At 60.2% G+C, this 17052-nt stretch carries 17 protein-coding genes and 1 pseudogene; 13 read left to right on the top strand and 5 right to left on the bottom strand.

Annotated features, from left to right (window positions below; translation table 11 throughout):
- Window positions 1–113: 113 nt before the first annotated feature.
- Window positions 114–1094 carry an ester cyclase gene (locus tag EA473_RS22565; RefSeq protein ID WP_124196187.1) on the bottom strand — a complete coding sequence of 327 codons (981 nt, stop codon included), beginning with the start codon at window positions 1092–1094 and terminating at the stop codon, window positions 114–116.
- Between the two features lie 215 nt (window positions 1095–1309).
- Here EA473_RS22565 and EA473_RS13490 point away from each other — a divergent pair, with 215 nt between their 5' ends.
- The 4 genes from EA473_RS13490 (at window position 1310) to EA473_RS13475 (ending at window position 4365) form a co-directional block, all read left to right on the top strand.
- On the top strand, window positions 1310–2272 hold the full coding sequence (locus tag EA473_RS13490; RefSeq protein ID WP_124196186.1) for a winged helix-turn-helix domain-containing protein: 963 nt from the start codon (window positions 1310–1312) through the stop codon (window positions 2270–2272).
- Window positions 2273–2401: 129 nt separating this feature from the next.
- Window positions 2402–2716, top strand: a complete 315-nt coding sequence (locus EA473_RS13485; protein WP_124196185.1) for a HalOD1 output domain-containing protein — start codon at window positions 2402–2404, stop codon at window positions 2714–2716.
- Window positions 2717–2984: 268 nt separating this feature from the next.
- A complete protein-coding gene (locus tag EA473_RS13480) occupies window positions 2985–3782 on the top strand; it encodes an alpha/beta fold hydrolase (protein ID WP_124196184.1) in 798 nt (265 codons plus the stop codon).
- A 208-nt stretch (window positions 3783–3990) separates the two neighbouring features.
- Window positions 3991–4365, top strand: a complete 375-nt coding sequence (locus EA473_RS13475; protein ID WP_124196183.1) for a DUF7344 domain-containing protein — start codon at window positions 3991–3993, stop codon at window positions 4363–4365.
- 1240 nt (window positions 4366–5605) lie between these two features.
- Here the strand turns inward: EA473_RS13475 and EA473_RS13465 are convergent.
- From EA473_RS13465 to EA473_RS13455, 3 genes are all read right to left on the bottom strand, one after another.
- Window positions 5606–5803, bottom strand: coding sequence for a hypothetical protein (locus EA473_RS13465; protein ID WP_124196181.1), 198 nt, complete (start codon window positions 5801–5803; stop codon window positions 5606–5608).
- A gap of 379 nt (window positions 5804–6182) precedes the next feature.
- Window positions 6183–6392: a hypothetical protein gene (locus EA473_RS13460; protein ID WP_124196180.1), complete on the bottom strand. Its 210-nt coding sequence runs from the start codon at window positions 6390–6392 to the stop codon at window positions 6183–6185.
- A 204-nt stretch (window positions 6393–6596) separates the two neighbouring features.
- Window positions 6597–6953: a hypothetical protein gene (locus EA473_RS13455; RefSeq protein ID WP_124196179.1), complete on the bottom strand. Its 357-nt coding sequence runs from the start codon at window positions 6951–6953 to the stop codon at window positions 6597–6599.
- A 251-nt stretch (window positions 6954–7204) separates the two neighbouring features.
- Here EA473_RS13455 and EA473_RS13450 point away from each other — a divergent pair, with 251 nt between their 5' ends.
- From EA473_RS13450 to EA473_RS13410, 9 genes are all read left to right on the top strand, one after another.
- On the top strand, window positions 7205–7567 hold the full coding sequence (locus tag EA473_RS13450) for a DUF7344 domain-containing protein (protein ID WP_124196178.1): 363 nt from the start codon (window positions 7205–7207) through the stop codon (window positions 7565–7567).
- The gene (locus EA473_RS13445) at window positions 7560–8288 is read left to right on the top strand and encodes a DICT sensory domain-containing protein (protein WP_207890182.1); all 729 of its coding nucleotides are present in this window, start codon (window positions 7560–7562) and stop codon (window positions 8286–8288) included. The genes EA473_RS13450 and EA473_RS13445 overlap by 8 nt, the downstream gene beginning before the upstream one ends.
- Before the next feature lie 131 nt (window positions 8289–8419).
- Entirely contained in the window at window positions 8420–9694 is a 1275-nt protein-coding gene (locus tag EA473_RS13440; RefSeq protein WP_124196177.1) for a Single-stranded DNA binding protein, read from the top strand.
- On the top strand, window positions 9691–11535 hold the full coding sequence (locus tag EA473_RS13435) for a hypothetical protein (protein WP_124196176.1): 1845 nt from the start codon (window positions 9691–9693) through the stop codon (window positions 11533–11535). Before EA473_RS13440 ends, EA473_RS13435 begins: the two co-directional genes overlap by 4 nt.
- 7 nt (window positions 11536–11542) lie before the next feature.
- Window positions 11543–12364 (top strand): metallophosphoesterase, encoded by an 822-nt coding sequence (locus tag EA473_RS13430; protein ID WP_124196175.1) that lies wholly within the window; start codon window positions 11543–11545, stop codon window positions 12362–12364.
- 131 nt (window positions 12365–12495) lie between these two features.
- A complete protein-coding gene (locus tag EA473_RS13425; RefSeq protein ID WP_124196174.1) occupies window positions 12496–13626 on the top strand; it encodes a branched-chain amino acid ABC transporter permease in 1131 nt (376 codons plus the stop codon).
- Window positions 13623–14954, top strand: coding sequence for a branched-chain amino acid ABC transporter permease (locus EA473_RS13420; RefSeq protein WP_124196173.1), 1332 nt, complete (start codon window positions 13623–13625; stop codon window positions 14952–14954). The genes EA473_RS13425 and EA473_RS13420 overlap by 4 nt, the downstream gene beginning before the upstream one ends.
- Window positions 14947–15822: an ABC transporter ATP-binding protein gene (locus EA473_RS13415; protein WP_124196172.1), complete on the top strand. Its 876-nt coding sequence runs from the start codon at window positions 14947–14949 to the stop codon at window positions 15820–15822. The genes EA473_RS13420 and EA473_RS13415 overlap by 8 nt, the downstream gene beginning before the upstream one ends.
- Window positions 15822–16526 carry an ABC transporter ATP-binding protein gene (locus EA473_RS13410; RefSeq protein WP_124196171.1) on the top strand — a complete coding sequence of 235 codons (705 nt, stop codon included), beginning with the start codon at window positions 15822–15824 and terminating at the stop codon, window positions 16524–16526. The genes EA473_RS13415 and EA473_RS13410 overlap by 1 nt, the downstream gene beginning before the upstream one ends.
- A 277-nt stretch (window positions 16527–16803) precedes the next feature.
- Here the strand turns inward: EA473_RS13410 and EA473_RS13405 are convergent.
- A pseudogene (locus EA473_RS13405) lies at window positions 16804–17052 on the bottom strand (IS66 family transposase); the annotation flags it as partial.

Raw genomic sequence — 17052 nt, 5'->3', positions numbered from 1 at the left:
ATCACTGTCAGAACCTGCGTGACCGACTTAGAGCACAGAGCATATATCTATCACGTTGTCACCCCTCGAGTTTTCGATTCGTCGAGGAAGAAAATATTGAACGGTGGGTCGCGTTATTTTCCGGGTGGCTCGACGACACCGAGTTGCATCAGGAGCCCCATCACGTCGTTTTGAGCCCACGACTCGACGAACTGCCCGTCCTCGATTCGGTGGATGTGGTGGCCCTCTACCACGGCCTCCCCCGTCGCTTCGACCCCCATGAACCCGCCTTCGTGGGTCCCGGTAGCCCGGTCTCGTCTGACCACCATGTCGCCCTCGGCGATCAGATCCTCGACCCCACAATTGATATCCGGAACCGCGGATCGAAGCTTCGTAACGTATTCCTCGACCCCCTCCGGGCCGTGAATTGGCTCGGGGAGGGCAGAATTGTACTCGACGTAATCGTCTGCAAAGAGTTCATCAATAAGGTCTAGGTTACCCTCACTAATGACTTCGTGTGCGTAGGTACGGGCGATCTCCTTGTTTTCGGCTTCCGTTGTTGACGGGCTTCCAGGCGGGTCGACGGCGCCGACTTGCAGGAAGGCGCCGAACAGGTCGGGGAGGCCGGTCACTTCGACCAACTCTCCGTCGTCGAACCGGTAGCTTCCGAACCACCTTACCTCGACCGAGGTTCCGGTCGGTTCGATTCCCATCAGTTCGCCCTTATGAGTGCCCCCGAACGTGCAATTCGCCATCACCGTGTCGCCTTCGGCGACGACATCGTGGGCTTCGAAGGACAAGTCCGGAAATCCCGCCCGGATCATCCGGAGATTGTCCGTGTACGCCTCCCGCCCGTGAACGGTCCCGACCGGCTCGGGACCATGGAGTACAACGTCCTCGGCGATGATGTCGTCAAGCGACTCAATATCGCCACCGTCCCAAACGTCGTAGACCTGGTGTGCGGCTCGTTTATTCGCTTCTCGTTGTTTTTGTGTCTGTGACATGTATTGCCTCCTCGAGGGCTGAAGATTGACCGGACTACCAAGTGCTCGCTCAGTGAGCCCTCGGTTATCGCGGACTTGGTTGGGGTCAGCTCGGGTCTCCATACCCCTCATCGTCAATCCTCAACTACCATTCGACGGACTCCGAAATAAATGTTATTTGAATGAGGTTTCAATCGGAATTTCGATAGAACGAATCTTCAATAAGGTATACTAGCTGTTGAGGTTTGGGCTGACGATCTACTGGGGTCTGAGCCCGAACCCAACGCGGCACTTGATCGTAGTGACGTGCGGTGGGGGTTTTTGTGCCGTGCTAGTCAACAACACGTATGGAGGGATCGCCCCGGAAGGATACGAGCCAACCGGATACGGCCGCCACAACCGAGGCCTTCAAGCTGCTATCCGACGAAACCCGGCTCGAATTATTGGAAGCCCTCTGGGAGGGCGACGATCCGACGGATTCGTCGCCGATGCGGTTCGCCGATCTCCGGGAGCGAGTCACCGTCGACGACCCCGGTCAAATCCACTATCACCTGGATAAACTCACGGCCCACTTCGTTCGCAACTCCGAGGAGGGCTACGAACTCAGGGAATCGGGCAAACGGATCGTCCGAATGCTCCTCTCCGGTATCGCCCTGGAGCATCCAGAGATCGAACCGGTCGAGATCGACGTCTCGTGTCCGTATTGTGGTGGACAGACGCTGTGCAGCTACCGGGATGGATGGCGCTATCTAGAATGCACCGACTGTGACGTGCGGTGTGTCCCGAGCTTTCCCCCGGGCGTCATCAGCATGAGCGAGTTCCCGCCGTCGGGAGTGCGGAACCGGACCCCGAACGAGATTGGCCACGCTGATTGGATCTGGGCTGCCCACCGTCGGGTATCGGTCATTGATGGCGTGTGTCCGGAGTGTGCGGGTGACATGCCCATCACTTCGATCTATATCTGTGATGATCACCAGCCCGATTGGGAGGAATACCAGTTCTGTGAGCACTGCGAGTCGATTTTCTGGATACTCGTGACTCACGTCTGTAAGCAGTGTGAGTACCGCTGGTCGATGCCGATATCCAATTATCTGACGAGAGAACCGGCGGTGGCTGCATTTTACTACGATCACGGGGTTGAATTCGACTTTGGGACGCCCGAACAATTCGGTCTCCTCCTTGACGTAGAGAAAGAGCTCCTTTCGGAGGATCCCCTTCGTATCCGGATGACGATCCACCTGGAGGATGAGGAACTCAACCTCACGTACGATAACCAGTTGGACGTCATTTCCACGGAACGGTATGGGTGAGCGTTATCTGTTCTTCTGATACTTCGTTACCAGTGTACCCTTCGGACGGCCATCTGGTGAATCTTCAGGGTAACTGACTAACTCCCGGTCAATTTTCGTTCGACAATTTCTATAATGGGCCTTTCCAATATGAACGAGAAGGACTCGGAGATCGGCAGTACGAGTCCGATTCGATACGAACGTGATTTCGATGAATCGCCAAGTGAGTCGGTTGTAATTGCAGTATCTAACGTAACAGGAAAATCCATCACTCCAGAAATTGGTAGCGATGAGGATGAGGTGGCCGCGTTATCCCCGCTTTACGAAGCCATCGATCCTGACGCGCTTAATACACTTCTCACCCCTGAACCGGGAGAGCAGACCAACTGCTTGATGCCATTTCAATATGAGGGATGTAGCATCACAATCGACGATGATGCTGTGACTGTTACGCCTTCTGAGTGACTTCTATCGGCTAGTACATGGCTTGATGTCTACTCAGATCCAGACGTAGAAACCGTACGTCCCTTGGACTGCTTGTTTTAGGAAACACTATGCTCAACTATTTCTTGGCCATATCTCGTGCGACATTCGCACCGTGTATCTCGCATGCCTCGCTCACTCTATCCTGAAGCAGGCAAAGAGTCCTTGCAAGATACAGAGGGTGGATGCAACATTTCATTACGGTTGTACGTGATATGATTATGTACTTGTACAGCCTGTAATCACTGTTATGCCACTCGTGCGCTGCAACGATGCAGAGATCTATTATGAGGATCACGGAACAGGGAAACCGATTCTCTTCCTCCATGGCGCGTGGGCAGGGTGCCGATATTTCGAGGCCCAGCTAACCGGCCTTTCCCCCGAGTACCGCACCATCGCGTTCGATTTTCGAGGCCACGGTCGGTCGACGAAGACAGAAGTCGGTCATACCCTCGCACAATATGCCCAAGATGTTCACGCCATTCTCGATCACCTCGATCTTGATGATGTCGTCATCGTCGGCTGGTCGCTGGGCGCAATCGTCTCGTGGGAGTATATCGACCGGTTCGGTACCGAATGCGTGCGAGCACTCGTTGATGTGGACATGGAGCCATCACCGATGGAGCGCGACGACAACGAGCACGGGTCATACAACGTCGATGGACTCACAGAGTTACACCGGCGTATTCAGTCGGAGCCGGCAGAAGTCATCGAACGGACGATTGACCTGCTGCTCAAAGACGCGTCCTCCCGGGAACTGCGAACGATGATGTTCGACGAAATGTCTCGAACGCCTCCATCGATCAAGAGTGCGATGCTTCTCGAGTTGCTCTGCGATTACCGCGACGTCTTACCTGCCATCGACGTCCCGACACTCGTGTGCGCCGGAGCAGACGAGAAGTGGCGAAGTGTCCCGGCGGTTGAGCACGCGGCGGAACTGATCCCTGACGCCAAAGTCGAACTCTTCGAGGAAAGCGGGCATTGTCTAACTGTCGAGGAACCAGAACGGTTTAATGATGTGGTGAGCGACTTCGTCGAATCTCTTTGATGCAGACCCGCTATGCATTCAACAAAGACTGAAGTCCTACTCGGATTCTGTCAGAAAATGCCTGCTGAATCCAGAGAAGGAGTGCAGCTAGCCTTTGATATTTGTCCTCGAACCATCCGGTGTAGAAACCTGTGAACGGAACGTCACGAACCTACGGGCGTAACTCTATCTGTTCGGATATTATACACGATAGTGGCTGTGAGTGAGAATGACACCCAATAACGAGTCATCGGACGAGTCAGGGGAGCAGTCGCTTCACGAAATCCCGTTATCTCTTGATGCCGTTCTCGACATTTTGGCAAATCACCGTCGTCGCTTTCTATTAGAATACCTGTGGGACAAACCCGAGAATAGCGGATCGTTTGAAGAAGCGACCGAGCATACAATACTGAAAATAGGAAAGAGACGAGGTGTACAACCGAATCACGACGACATTCAGGTTGATCTCCAGCACCATCATCTCCCGAAAATGGCCGATGCAGGCGTTATTGACTACGATATTCGGAGCCAAACGATCCGTTATCACGAAAATGAACGTCTCGAAACAGCATACGAACGAGTGAACGATCTTACTGTAGATTGAGTTCAGAGACTTACTTTGATAGTCTGTGCTGATCGGTCACTCCCCTCGCAGATTGCCCCTTAGTCTGTGCCACATTCGCGCCCTGTATCCATCACGACTTTTCGAAGAGGTACGCTGATTGGTAGGAACCCAAGCGGTCACTAAGCAAATGTAGTGTACGTCCGTGATTTCCCGATTACCACGTAGTTTGACCGACTATCCCCGATCAGTGGACTACTGATTTGCCGGTCAGTACAGGTCAGCGTGTACTCAACGTATTCGTCACCCACCCGCCAAGACGACCAAAGACCCACCCCAACAGGGACATTACGACCAGCGCGAACCCACTAGTATAAATAAACACAGGTATGACGCCCGCTGACTCCGTAACAATCATCAGTACGTCGGAAAGGGAGAACAAAATTCCGATACTAGCACCGAAAAGCCCGGTGCGGAGTCCAGCAGCGCTCGGGTCAACCGACCGAGTACCTGCGATCCCTCCTGCAATGACTGCACCGATTACCGTTATCAACCCGTCCGTTTCAAATTCCAGCACCCAGCCGAGAATAACACTGACAACTATAGTAGCCACTGAAAGTCATTGCACACCCGATCGCCAGACAGATCGGCGATCGGTGTGTCAATCGTTTCAGTTGTTACTATAGTGCGACCAGCATACCGGATATCGCAATCTGCCATACCTGAGAAATGCTACGTGAGTGGAGGGCAGACAGCATATCCATACAAGATGACACAAGTATTAAAAATCTTGTAAATGGGTGTCAGAATTTCCAGAACCGCCGGCGGTCAACACGCAAGTATACCTATAGTAGCCACTGGAAGTCACTGCACACCTGATCGCACGACGAGAGCGCGGTTCGGAGCGTGCGCGGTTCGGAGCGTGCGCGGTTCGGAGCGAGTGGAACGAGCGAGAACCGCGGAATTGCGAGCGGGGAACGAAGTGAGCCGTGAGCTGTGCGATCAGTGTAAAAAAGTTCCAGTTGTTACTATAGCAGGTTCGAACCGACTGCCGATGCAGTGGATTTCTCGACCGTACCGATGACGGATATGATCCCCCGACGAATACCGGCGAGAGATATCTGAACGAAGATGTAGGCCCCAGTGAACTCGAGCCCGAACACGACGCGGTAGTCCTCGTACTCGAACCAAACCGAGACGCCGCCGGGAAACTCGAGCAGCGACGTTCGCGCCTCGGTGTCTCCGTACTCTTACAGCGGTGGCAGCCGGCCGGTCGAGGCCCTCACGGGCCGCGACACGAGCGAATGCCGTGGCGAGTGCGGGGCCTCTCCTGATCGGTAGTGAGTTCGACGATCGTCGTCGCGAACACCGATTCGCAGTCGGGACAAACGATCGCGCTCTCGCCGGCGACCGCATCGTCGGTCGTCTCCGTCCGGACGTCGGTACCACAGTCGCAGTGGATCGTGAGTTGTGTGCTCATGTGTAGTGATGAGACCCGACGGAGCGGGGAACGATCCAGCCAGAGACCCAAAGCAGTCGCTGCTGGTTCGGGGACCGACGACGACCGTGAGTCGACGACACGTCGGTAGGTCTTTATTTCGCCGCTTTCTATGGTGGATTGCTCCCGCTCCGCGGGAGTCGTACGAGCCGGAGTCTGAGCCTCCAAGCTAGAACTCCGGCTCCTGCGCATCTTAAGTGCGCGTCTGTACGTTATTCAACCAACGTAAAGAACGTTAGGATATTGTTCGTTAGTCGCAGTTGGACCGAGTACCAACTCGAGCGTACTACGTAACCGCGGCGGCCGTTACTGGCGGAGACGGCCGCGCTCGAGCGATCCGTGGTCGAGTGTCCGACAGAGCTCAATCGATCCGGCGGGGATCGTCGCTCGAGCCGAGCAGGATGCGGTAGACGACGTAGCCGATCAGGAGGGCGAACCCGAGCGTCGCGACCGTCTCGGCGAACCAGATAGCGGCGTACAGTGCCCGCGTGAGGATTCTGATGACGACGATGCCGCCGAAGATCGCCGCGACGAACGCGAGTCCGCCCAGCGCCGCGCCGATTCGTTCCATAGATACACCGGATCGGCCACTCAAATGAATTCACCGTCTGAGTGGAGCCGGGTAACCGCTCTCGGGTCGTTCGCTCGCCCAGACGTGACGAATCATCCGTTCCGACCATCGACTGATGAGCGGAATCGAGCCCCACCACATGATTTTGCCCGTCAGTCCATGCTTGAACCGCCACTCCCCGTGAAGTTCAGTCTTGGACCGCCACTAGACGCCGGGGACGCCGACCGCCTCGAACCCGGTGACCCCGACCAACGCGAGGACGTACAACACGGCGAGAACCGTGATCCACGCGAGGAGACCGATCATCGCGGCCGCGGTCCAGTCGGTGGAGTACCGCCAGTTGATCACGCCGACGTAAGCGACGAGCGCGACGACCGGACCGAGTAGGGGAATCCAGCCGACGAGGTAGCCGACGACGGTCCAGACGATCGCACCGAGCAGGGCGGTGACGATCGCGTGATCGAAGTCGTTCGCGCCGACGATGATTCGTGCGCCTGCGTAGATACCCACTGCTCCGAGCAGGAGGCTGACGAGGAAGACGACTGCTGTGGCGACGACCATACGAACGATTCATCGAGTCAGAACGATATCCTGTTGCCTGCACGTGCCACAAAAGACGCAGACTAGAGTATCGGTTCGTCGGACCGCTATGCGTTCGGCTGCTGTGGGAATGTTAACTCGATTGTGGCTTATTTATCCTCTTATACACATGTAATGCAAATATCTGGCGTCTTGACAGCCTATATGAACAGTTATGGCAGTGAGTACTTGTCCGTTGATAACGAAGCTACCAACAACGAAGGGGAACCGAAATGGACGACGATCTCGGACCAGTCGGCGTTCTCGAGGAGGCGGATACCCACCTCTCCGTCGACGAACTGCTGCGTTTGCTCTCGGTGCCAGCGACGCGTCTTACGATCATCTATCTCTACGACCATCCGGATACGACGGCCGATCAACTCGCAGCGATTATCGCGGCGAACGACGCCGTTTCCGAAGCGTCTATGGCGACCGAATCCGAGTACGACCGCGCCCGGACTCACCTCTATCATTCGACGCTTCCTCGCCTCGAGGATCACGGCTTCCTCGAGTTCGACCCGAAGGCGGGGACGGTTGCAAAACGGAACGTTCCCGAACCGATCTACACCTTCCTCGGGGTCGATACCGATGAATAGCCTCTGCGACGCTATCGACGCCGTCGAACGACGCCGATCGAACCTGACGGTGTACACGACCGATGACCACGTGGCGGGCGAGCTTCGAGAGCAGTTTTCGACGGTCAACGTCGACGTCGTTCACAACCCGGTGACCGGCCTGCGCGAGCCGGGGTTCGTCGTCGTACGGGGTCCGGACGGAGCGTTCCGGGGGGCGCTCGGACTCGACCAGTTCGGTGCCGTTCTCTCTCCGGAGATACACCCGCCGTGGGAGTTGAGAGACACGGGAATCGAGACGGAGGACCTGTTCGATTTCCTCGAGAATACGCTGTTTGCCGCGTACGATCGCCGACAGATGCTGGCGACGACTCGAGAGATCGAAGACCGAGCGTGGCGGGTGGGAGACGGACGGCTGTACACCGGTTTCCAGCGGAAGACGCCGTTTCTCGAACAGCGAGACGTCTACGAACGGCTCGCCGGCCGCGGAACCCTGTCCATCACGGTGTTCATCGACGACGACTGGGACGAGACCGTCGAAGACGTCGCCGTCGTCTCGGAACCTGGCAGCGAACTCGGCGACTTCTGGTTCGTCGTCTTCGACGGCGGTAACGACGAACGTCAGTGCTGTGCGTTACTCGCAGAGGAACGATCGGAGGGACGATACTACGGGTTCTGGACGTACGAGTCCGAACGAGTAATCGAGTTGATCGATCACCTCGAGCGGACGTACGACGTGCCCTGATCGCGGACCGAGGGTCGCGGGCCGGCCGCTTCCGAGGCGATTCTTTCGGGCACCACCGCAGACGGTATCGGGATCGACGACGGTCACGCGTGCGGGAACGCTTTTTACGCCCCCGCCCGAAAAACCGAGTGATGGAACTCGACGATCATGCCGAGGATCTCGCCTCCGACCTCGGTGTCGACAAAGAGGAGGTCAAATCCGACCTGCAGAACCTGGTAGAGTACAGTGTCCCGATCGACGAGGCCAAAGGGAGTCTCCGACGAAAGTACGGCGACGGCTCGAGCGGCGGGGCCACAGCGCCGTCGACGAAAGACGTCGCCGACATCGACCCCGACGACGGAAACGTCACGGTCTCCGGCGTCGTGCTGACGGCCGGCAAGCGGTCGATCCGGTACCAGGGTGACGACCACGTCATCGTCGAGGGGAGACTCGGCGACGAAACGGGTGTCATCGATTACACCGCGTGGGAGGACTTCGGACTCTCGCCCGGGGACGCGATCACAGCGGGCAACGCCGGCGTCCGCGAGTGGGACGGCGAACCCGAACTCAACCTCGGCGAGAGCACGTCGCTCTCGTTTACCGACGACGCCCCCGAAATCCAACACGAGATCGGCGGCAACGCGCGGCTCGCAGACCTCGAGACGGGCGACCGTGCGATGACCGTCGACGTGGCCGTCCTCGAGTGTGAGCGACGGACGATCGACGGACGCGACGGCGAGACCGAGATCCTGAGCGGTGTCTTCGGCGACGAGAGCGGGCGTCTCCCGTTTACGAACTGGGAACCAGCACCCGAAATCGAAAACGGCGGCCCGGTTCGTATCGAAAACGCTTACGTCCAGGAGTTTCGTGGCGTCCCCGAGGTCAACGTCTCGGAGTTCTCGACGGTCACGACGCTCGACGAGGAGATCGACGTCGGTGCAGACACGACGAAGATGGGCGTCGGCGAAGCGGTCGCAACCGGCGGCATCTACGACGTCGAGGTCGTCGGCAACCTCATCGCGGTCCGGGACGGCTCCGGGCTCATCCAGCGCTGTCCGGAGTGTCACCGCGTCATCCAGAAAGGACAGTGCCGAACCCACGGCGAGGTCGACGGGGTCGACGACATGCGCGTGAAAGCGATCCTCGACGACGGAACCGGAGCCGTCACCGTCGTCCTCGACGACGAACTCACCCAGGACGTCTACGGCGGAACGCTCGAGGACGCCCTCGAACAGGCCCGCGAAGCGATGGATCAGGAGGTCGTCGCCGACCGGATCCGCGAGCGGATCGTCGGGCGGGAGTACCGCGTACGCGGTCACCTCTCGGTCGACGAGTACGGGGCGAACCTCGACGCCGAAACCTTCGAGGAGAGTAGCGACGATCCCGAGGCGCGTGCGACCGCCTTCCTCGAGGGGGTAGACGCATGAGCGCGAACGGTGACGACGACGAGTTCCAGGGACGCGAACTCGCCTATCGCCTCTTTGCGGCCGAGTACGACGACGCGACGCTTTCACACACCGAAAGCGACGAGGAGCGAGCGCCCAACTACGTCGTCACGCCGACTGGCGCTCGGGTGAACCGCCTGTTCGTCGTCGGGACGCTCACCGAAGTGACGTCGGTCAACGACGAGATGGTTCGGGCACGAATCGTCGACCCGACCGGCGCGTTCGTCGTCTACGCCGGCCAGTACCAGCCGGACGAACTGGCCGTCCTCGAAGGGCTCGAGCCGCCGGCGTTCGTCGCGGTGACTGGCAAGGCACGCACCTTCCAGCCCGACGACTCCGATCGGATCTACACGTCGGTACGCCCGGAGAGCATCGCGACCGTCGACGCGGACACCCGAGATCGCTGGGTCGTCAGCGCCGCCGAGCAAACCCTCGACCGCATCGGCACGTACGCCGGCGCTGCAAACCTCGAGGCGGGCGGAGAGGCGCTCACCGAGGCGCTGCTCGCGTCGGACGTCGAGCACGGCCTCGCGGCCGGCATCCCGCTCGCACAGAACCATTACGGGACGACACCCGCCTACCTCGCTTCGCTCCGGGACTGTGCGCTCGAGGCGGTCGAGGTCGTCGCCGACGAGCGCGACCAGGTGAGCGCCCTCGACGTCGGTCCGTCCGACTCCGTCTCCGGAGATTCGACGTTCGAATCGCTTTCGAATCTCGCCAGCGTTCGCTTCGACGCCCTCGAGACGAGCGAAGCGCCGGCAGAGCCGGTTGCGAACGCTCCCGCCGAAACGACCCCGGCGGAGGCGGGACAGGTCGCGGGAACGGCCGGCGGCGGTACCGTCGACGAATCGGATCCGGACGGCGGGTCGAGGGACGAACCGACTTCGGTAGAATCGAGTTCCGACGGTGATAGCGCGGATCTAACGGAACCTGCCGCTACAGCGCCCGAAACGGACACCGATTCGGCGAGTGATTCCGCCGCCGAAAAGGCCGACGCGACGACAGGCCCCTCTCTCGAGGACGGAGACGACGTGGCCGAACCAGCAGGCGAAGAGACCGAGGACGACCTCGATTCCGACGCAGGGATGTACGAAATGGACGACGACGAGCGCGAACGGCTCGAGTCGGAGTTCGGCACCGAGTTTACGACGGGAAGCGAAGTCGACGACCCCGGCGAGGCGGACATCGACGTTCCGGACGCCGACGACGCTTCCGGAGCCGACGACGCGGAATCCGCCTCGAGCGCGTCGGGTGCCGACGTGACCGATGACGTCGCTAAATCGGAAACCGGAACCGCGACGCCCGAATCCGACGACGAGGACGAACTCGGGGCCCCGCCGGCGTCGCGGCTCGGGGACGAATCGACGGCCGACGCGGAGTCGGTGGGATCCTCCGGCGACGAGGCGCTCGACGAAGAGTCGGTGAGCTCACCCGTCGAGGAGACAACCGACCTCGAGACGGACGACGAGGCCGAAATCGCCGCTACCGAGGACGAAGCCGGGGCAACCGCCGAGACGGACGACGAGGCCGAAATCGCCGCTACCGAGGACGAAACCGATGCCACCGACGAGGAGGACGAAGCCGGGGAAATCGCCGACGAGCCCGAAGACGACGAGCCGGCCGAGGACGTCGATCTGCAGGAGTACGTCGTCGAAGCGATGACGGAACTGGACGACGGCGACGGCGCGGATCGGGACTCGGTCGTCGAAAAAGTCGAGTCGGAAACCGGCGCACCGTCGGCCGACGTCGAAGACGCCATCCAGGATGCGCTGATGGGCGGGCGGTGTTACGAACCCGACGACGGCACGTTGAAACCGATCTGAATTCGACGTGAAACCGGACGACCGACCCGGATCGGGTACGCGGATCGAGCCCGTCCCCGGCGAGCCCGCGGCGATCGCAACCGACGGCGCCGAGCGAGCGCTGCTCGTGGCGGATTATCACGCCGGCTACGAACACGCTCTCCGATACGAACGTGGCGTCGACGTTCCCAGCCGCGGTCCCGACCGACGGCGCCGATTGCTCGAACTCGTCGCGCGCACCGAACCGGATCGGCTGGTCGTTCTCGGCGATCTGATGCACTCGATCGGCGATCCGGGCGGTGCCGAGCGCGGCGAGCTCGAGGTGCTATTCGAGTCCGTTCCGGCCACACTCGATGTGACGATCGTCAAGGGAAACCACGACGGGCTCATCGAAACCTGGCTCGGTGATGACGTATCGAACGACGAGGATAACACCGTGACCGTCGTTCCGGGCGAGGGCGTCGCGCTCGACGGACTCGGCATCTGTCACGGACACACCTGGCCGGCGCCGTCGGTCCTCGAGAGCGACGTGATCTGTCTCGGACACGAACACCCTCGCGTCCGTCTCGAGGACGAAATCGGCGGCAGTCGGGTCGAACGAGCGTGGCTGCGGGGACGTGCCGATCCGGAGCCGTTTCGCGCACGCCCCGAGTACGAGGACGTGGCCTGGCTCGAGGACGGAACGCCACCACAGCTCGTCGTCGTCCCGGCGTTTAACGACCTCGTCGGCGGAACGTGGGTCAACGTCTCCGACCGGTCGTTTCTCTCGCCGTTTCTTCCTCGAGGGATCGCAGACGCCGAGGCGTACCTGCTCGACGGAACCCGTCTCGGCACCTACGGCGACGTCTGATCGGGATTGTCGGAGCCGTTCACCGGTTCCCGCCGACGGGGAACCGCCCGTGAACTGTTCGGACGCTCCCGGCCGAAATCGGGGGAGGCGCGGCGTGAACTATTTCAACTCGCGGTGTAACACTCGCACGTATGAGTACAGGGTACGGAAGGGGGCGTCTTTCGAACGTCACAGCACAAGAGGTCGTGGGAGGTCTCTTGCTGGCTCTGATCGGGATTCTTATTCTCGATCTGGTCCGGTTGCTCGTCACTGGCGAACTTCCGCTCAGTCGACTGTGGTCGTTCACGTGGAACGGGATCGTCGATTCGCTGTACATCGGGCTGGCCGCGATCGGCCTCTCGATGACCTACAGCATCCTGCGATTCGCGAACTTCTCACACGGTGATCTGGTGACGACCGGTGCGTTCTCCGGGTGGACGGTCGCGTATCTCGTCGGTGGGATCGGGATCGCGGATCTGAGCAGTCGACTGTTGCTTCGAGCGGACGGCGGTGCACAGCCCGGAAGCGTCGGAATGGACGTGCTGGCCGCGCCCGTTGCGATTATTCTCGGACTCGTCGTCGCTGCGATCGTCACGATTCTGGTCGCGCTCGCGATCGACCGACTCGTCTACCGCCAACTCCGGGATGCGGGCGGCATTCCGCTGTTGATCGCCAGCGTCGGCGTCGCGCTCGCGCTTCGGTATCTGATCGCGTTCGTCTACACGACCGACACGCGAATCGTCGTCGCGTCGCCGCCACAGCCGGAGCTGTCGGAGCTCGTCTGGCTCGAGTTGCCGGCGTTTCTCGCCGAACGGACGATCAATCTCCACGAGGCTACGCTCGTGATCGCCGCGCTCGCACTGATTCTGGGCGTTCACCTCCTGTTGCAGTATACGAAACTCGGGAAATCGATGCGGGCGATGTCCGACAACAAAGACCTCGCGCTCATCACCGGTATTCCGACCGAGCGAGTTATCTTCGCGACGTGGGTGATCGGATCCGGTCTGGCCGGGGTTGCCGGCTACCTGATCGTCCTCGACCGCGGCCAGATCACGATCAACCTCGGCTGGTTCCTGCTGCTGTTGATCTTCGCAGCGGTTATCCTCGGCGGGATCGGATCCATCTACGGCGCGCTCGCGGGATCGCTCGTCATCGGGTTGACGATCAACCTCTCGTTGATCTGGATCCCCTCGGACCTGAACGAGATCGCCGCGTTCACGTTGATGATCATCGTGTTGATCTTCCGGCCTGACGGCCTGTTCAGCGGGGTGGAAACGGCATGAGCGGATCGTCGAAACTGGACGGCGAAAACGCGGGGAACTCTCTCAACCCGCTCGAGGAAACCGACCTGCCACAGTGGGCCTCGGACCTGGTGTTGATCGCGGGCATCGTCGTCGCGACGTACGCCATGTTCGCCATTATCGGTCTGCTGACCGGTGTCGGCCTGAACGAGACCGTCGGCTTCATGCGTCTGGTCACGTTTTTCGCCGCCGTCTACGCCCTAGTCGTCCTCGCGTTGAACTTACACTGGGGATACACCGGGATGTTCAACATCGGCGTCGCCGGGTTCATGGCCGTCGGGGTGTACACGATGGCGTTTCTGACCGCGTCGCCGGACGGGTCGCCCGCTGGCCTCGGACTGCCGATCCCGATCGGCGTCGTCGGCGGAATGATCGCCGCCGGTCTCGTCGGACTCGTCGCGGCGCTTCCCGCCCTCAGGGTCAGAGCCGATTACTTCGCGATCGTCACGCTCGGTCTCTCCGAAATCATCCGACTCGCGTTGCTCTCCGGATCGCTTCGCTCCGTCGAAGTCGGGGACACCGAGTACGGCACCGGCGGCGGAAGCGGTATCAGTTACACGCCTGTCGACAGCGTGATTCCGTGGCTGCTCGAGCGACCGATTATCGGTTTCGCCGGCGATCAGTTGTTCGCACTCGGGGACATGGTCGGCATCGAGTCGTCGATCATCCAGAGCGGTCTGTACACGGGCGTGTTGCTCCTCTTCGTCGTCGCGTTTTACCTGTTTCTCACCCGGATCGCGTACTCGCCGTTCGGTCGCGTGCTGAAAGCGATCCGCGAGGACGAACTCGCGGCCCGATCGCTCGGGAAAAACACCGACCGCGTGAAGATCACGGTCTTCGTCGTCGGCTGTGCGTTGATGGGACTCGCCGGAATCCTCTGGATGGGAAGTCAGAGTCGGGTCAACCCCGATAGCTTCATGCCGATCGTGACGTTTTACATCTTCGTCGCGCTCATCGTCGGTGGATCCGGATCGAACACTGGTAGCATCGTCGGTGCGTTCGTGTTCGCCGCGTTCCTCTGGCAGGGGCCGCGGTTCATCAGGAGCATCGTTCGGGCCAACGTCGACGTTCGAGCCCCGCAGACGATCTACGACGCCGGGGTCGAACTCGCCGCTGGCGATCCACTCCCGCTTTTGGGCTACGTGATCGGAACGCTCGACGAACTCAGGTTCGTCCTCGTCGGCGTCGTTTTGATCGTGCTCATGATCTGGAAACCCGACGGACTCCTGGGTCACCGAAAGGAACTCGCCGCCGCCACGGATCTCTCCCGTCGACCGACGGCGACCGACGGAGGTGACACCGATGAGTGACTCGGAACAGACAGCAGAATCCGAGGCCGCCGCGACTCCTCACCAGGCGGCGGAATCAGCCGAATCTGCGACCGAACGGACGGGTCGTGGTCCCGTCGACGATCCGATTCTCCGGGTCGAAAACCTCGTCAAACACTTCGGCGGCATCACCGCCGTCGACGGCGCGAACTTCCAGGTCGAACGAGGGAGCATAACGGGACTCATCGGTCCCAACGGCGCCGGCAAATCGACGACGTTCAACTGCATCACCGGCGTCTACGACCCGAACGACGGGGCCGTCGTCTTCGACGGAACCGACATCACCGGTCGGGACCCACACTGGGTCGCAAACCAGGGGCTCGTCCGGACCTTCCAGATCGCCCGCGAACTTCCCGAGATGACCGTTCTCGAGAACATGATGCTCGCGCCGAAAAACCAGCTCGGGGAGTCGCTGTGGCGATCCGTCGTGCCGATCGCCCGCCGGGAGGTCGTCGATCAGGAAGAACAGCTTCGAGAGCGCGCGTGGGAGATGCTCGAGTTCTTCGAGATCGATCATCTCGCGGGTGAGTACGCCGGAAATCTCTCGGGTGGCCAGCGAAAACTGCTCGAACTCGCACGGGCGCTGTTGACCGATCCCGAGATGTTGTTACTGGACGAGCCGATGGCGGGAGTGAACCCGTCGCTCGAGAAGAAACTCCTCTCGCACGTCCACGAACTACAGGAACGGGGCTACACGTTCCTGCTCGTCGAGCACGATATGGACGTCATCATGAACCACTGCGAACACGTCATCGTCATGCACCAGGGAACGGTTCTCGCCGAAGGGGATCCGGCGGACATCAAATCCAACGAAGAAGTGATCGAGGCCTACCTCGGAGGTGAGATCTGATGGTGTTGCTCGAAGTCTCCGACCTCGATGCTGGCTACGGCGACCTCCAGATTCTCGAGGGCGTCGACCTCGACGTCGCGGACGGCGAGTACGTGACGATCGTCGGCCCCAACGGGGCCGGCAAGTCGACGGTGATGAAGTCGATCTTCGGTTTGACGGAGTACATGGGCGGATCCATCGTCTTCGACAGCAGGGAGATCCACGGCTACCGACCCGAGGACATCATCCAGACCGGCGTCGGCTACGTTCCACAGAACGACAACGTGTTCCCGTCGCTGTCGGTCATGGAAAACCTCGAGATGGGCGCGTACATCCTCGACGAGGTTCCCGAAGACCGACTCGAGGACGTCTTCGATCGATTCCCGATCCTCCGTGAGCGCAAAGAACAGAAGGCGGGGACCATGAGCGGCGGCCAACAGCAGATGCTCGCGATGGGTCGGGCGCTCATGCTCGAACCGGAGTTGCTCATGCTCGACGAGCCGAGTGCCGGGTTGGCCCCGGATCTGGTCGACGACATGTTCGACCGGATCGACGAGATCAACGCCGACGGAACGGCCGTGTTGCTCGTCGAACAGAACGCGAAAGAGGCGTTGCGACGCTGTGACCGCGGATACGTCCTCGTTCAGGGCCAGAACCGATACGAGGAAAGCGGCGACGAGTTGCTCGCCGACGAGCAGGTTCGCCAGGACTTCCTCGGTGGATAACGATCGTCTCTCGATTCGCGTCGCCTTCGTACGGATCACCCTCGAGGGCGATTGTGTGAGGCGTTTTCTCCGGCAGTATGAAATCCACACTCGAGTGTCGGTCGTCGACAGAAAATCGGCCGGATAGTCCCCCGTCGCGTGCCGATAATCGGGCGTCTTGCCGCTAGTCCCTGTAATCTTGGGCCGGTGTTAGCCCGTACCATATCCACTACCGGGGTTGAAGTTAACAATTATGTGACTGGGAAGTATTCACGTAGGTTACCTTCGTGGTATGAGTTTACCCCGAAGTCTCGACAGCCGGTACAGCGTGAGCCCGTGAGATCATCTCATTGTTGCTGACGACTCGGCGAAGTTCTTCGTAGGGATTGCGTCCCTGCTGGCGCCATGTCGCCAGCAGGGACAAGATCGTCTCGTGAACGAACATACCTCGATCGTTCCGGAGTGTCCCGATGATTTTCCGGAGAACGACTGGTTCACGAAGTGCATTCTCAGCTGCGTTGTTCGTCGGGGAGACCGCTGGCTCACC

Source organism: Natrarchaeobius chitinivorans (assembly GCF_003841505.1).
GTDB classification, from domain to species: Archaea; Halobacteriota; Halobacteria; order Halobacteriales; family Natrialbaceae; genus Natrarchaeobius; species Natrarchaeobius chitinivorans.
This window is presented reverse-complemented; position numbering and strand designations above follow the sequence as displayed.

Bases quoted from the DNA above. Each gene is read 5' to 3' on its own strand.
- EA473_RS22565 (WP_124196187.1), bottom strand. From the start codon at position 1,094: ATGAGGGGTATGGAGACCCGAGCTGACCCCAACCAAGTCCGCGATAAC.
- EA473_RS13490 (WP_124196186.1), top strand. From the start codon at position 1,310: ATGGAGGGATCGCCCCGGAAGGATACGAGCCAACCGGATACGGCCGCC.
- EA473_RS13485 (WP_124196185.1), top strand. From the start codon at position 2,402: ATGAACGAGAAGGACTCGGAGATCGGCAGTACGAGTCCGATTCGATAC.
- EA473_RS13480 (WP_124196184.1), top strand. From the start codon at position 2,985: ATGCCACTCGTGCGCTGCAACGATGCAGAGATCTATTATGAGGATCAC.
- EA473_RS13475 (WP_124196183.1), top strand. From the start codon at position 3,991: ATGACACCCAATAACGAGTCATCGGACGAGTCAGGGGAGCAGTCGCTT.
- EA473_RS13465 (WP_124196181.1), bottom strand. From the start codon at position 5,803: ATGAGCACACAACTCACGATCCACTGCGACTGTGGTACCGACGTCCGG.
- EA473_RS13460 (WP_124196180.1), bottom strand. From the start codon at position 6,392: ATGGAACGAATCGGCGCGGCGCTGGGCGGACTCGCGTTCGTCGCGGCG.
- EA473_RS13455 (WP_124196179.1), bottom strand. From the start codon at position 6,953: ATGGTCGTCGCCACAGCAGTCGTCTTCCTCGTCAGCCTCCTGCTCGGA.
- EA473_RS13450 (WP_124196178.1), top strand. From the start codon at position 7,205: ATGGACGACGATCTCGGACCAGTCGGCGTTCTCGAGGAGGCGGATACC.
- EA473_RS13445 (WP_207890182.1), top strand. From the start codon at position 7,560: ATGAATAGCCTCTGCGACGCTATCGACGCCGTCGAACGACGCCGATCG.
- EA473_RS13440 (WP_124196177.1), top strand. From the start codon at position 8,420: ATGGAACTCGACGATCATGCCGAGGATCTCGCCTCCGACCTCGGTGTC.
- EA473_RS13435 (WP_124196176.1), top strand. From the start codon at position 9,691: ATGAGCGCGAACGGTGACGACGACGAGTTCCAGGGACGCGAACTCGCC.
- EA473_RS13425 (WP_124196174.1), top strand. From the start codon at position 12,496: ATGAGTACAGGGTACGGAAGGGGGCGTCTTTCGAACGTCACAGCACAA.
- EA473_RS13420 (WP_124196173.1), top strand. From the start codon at position 13,623: ATGAGCGGATCGTCGAAACTGGACGGCGAAAACGCGGGGAACTCTCTC.
- EA473_RS13415 (WP_124196172.1), top strand. From the start codon at position 14,947: ATGAGTGACTCGGAACAGACAGCAGAATCCGAGGCCGCCGCGACTCCT.
- EA473_RS13410 (WP_124196171.1), top strand. From the start codon at position 15,822: ATGGTGTTGCTCGAAGTCTCCGACCTCGATGCTGGCTACGGCGACCTC.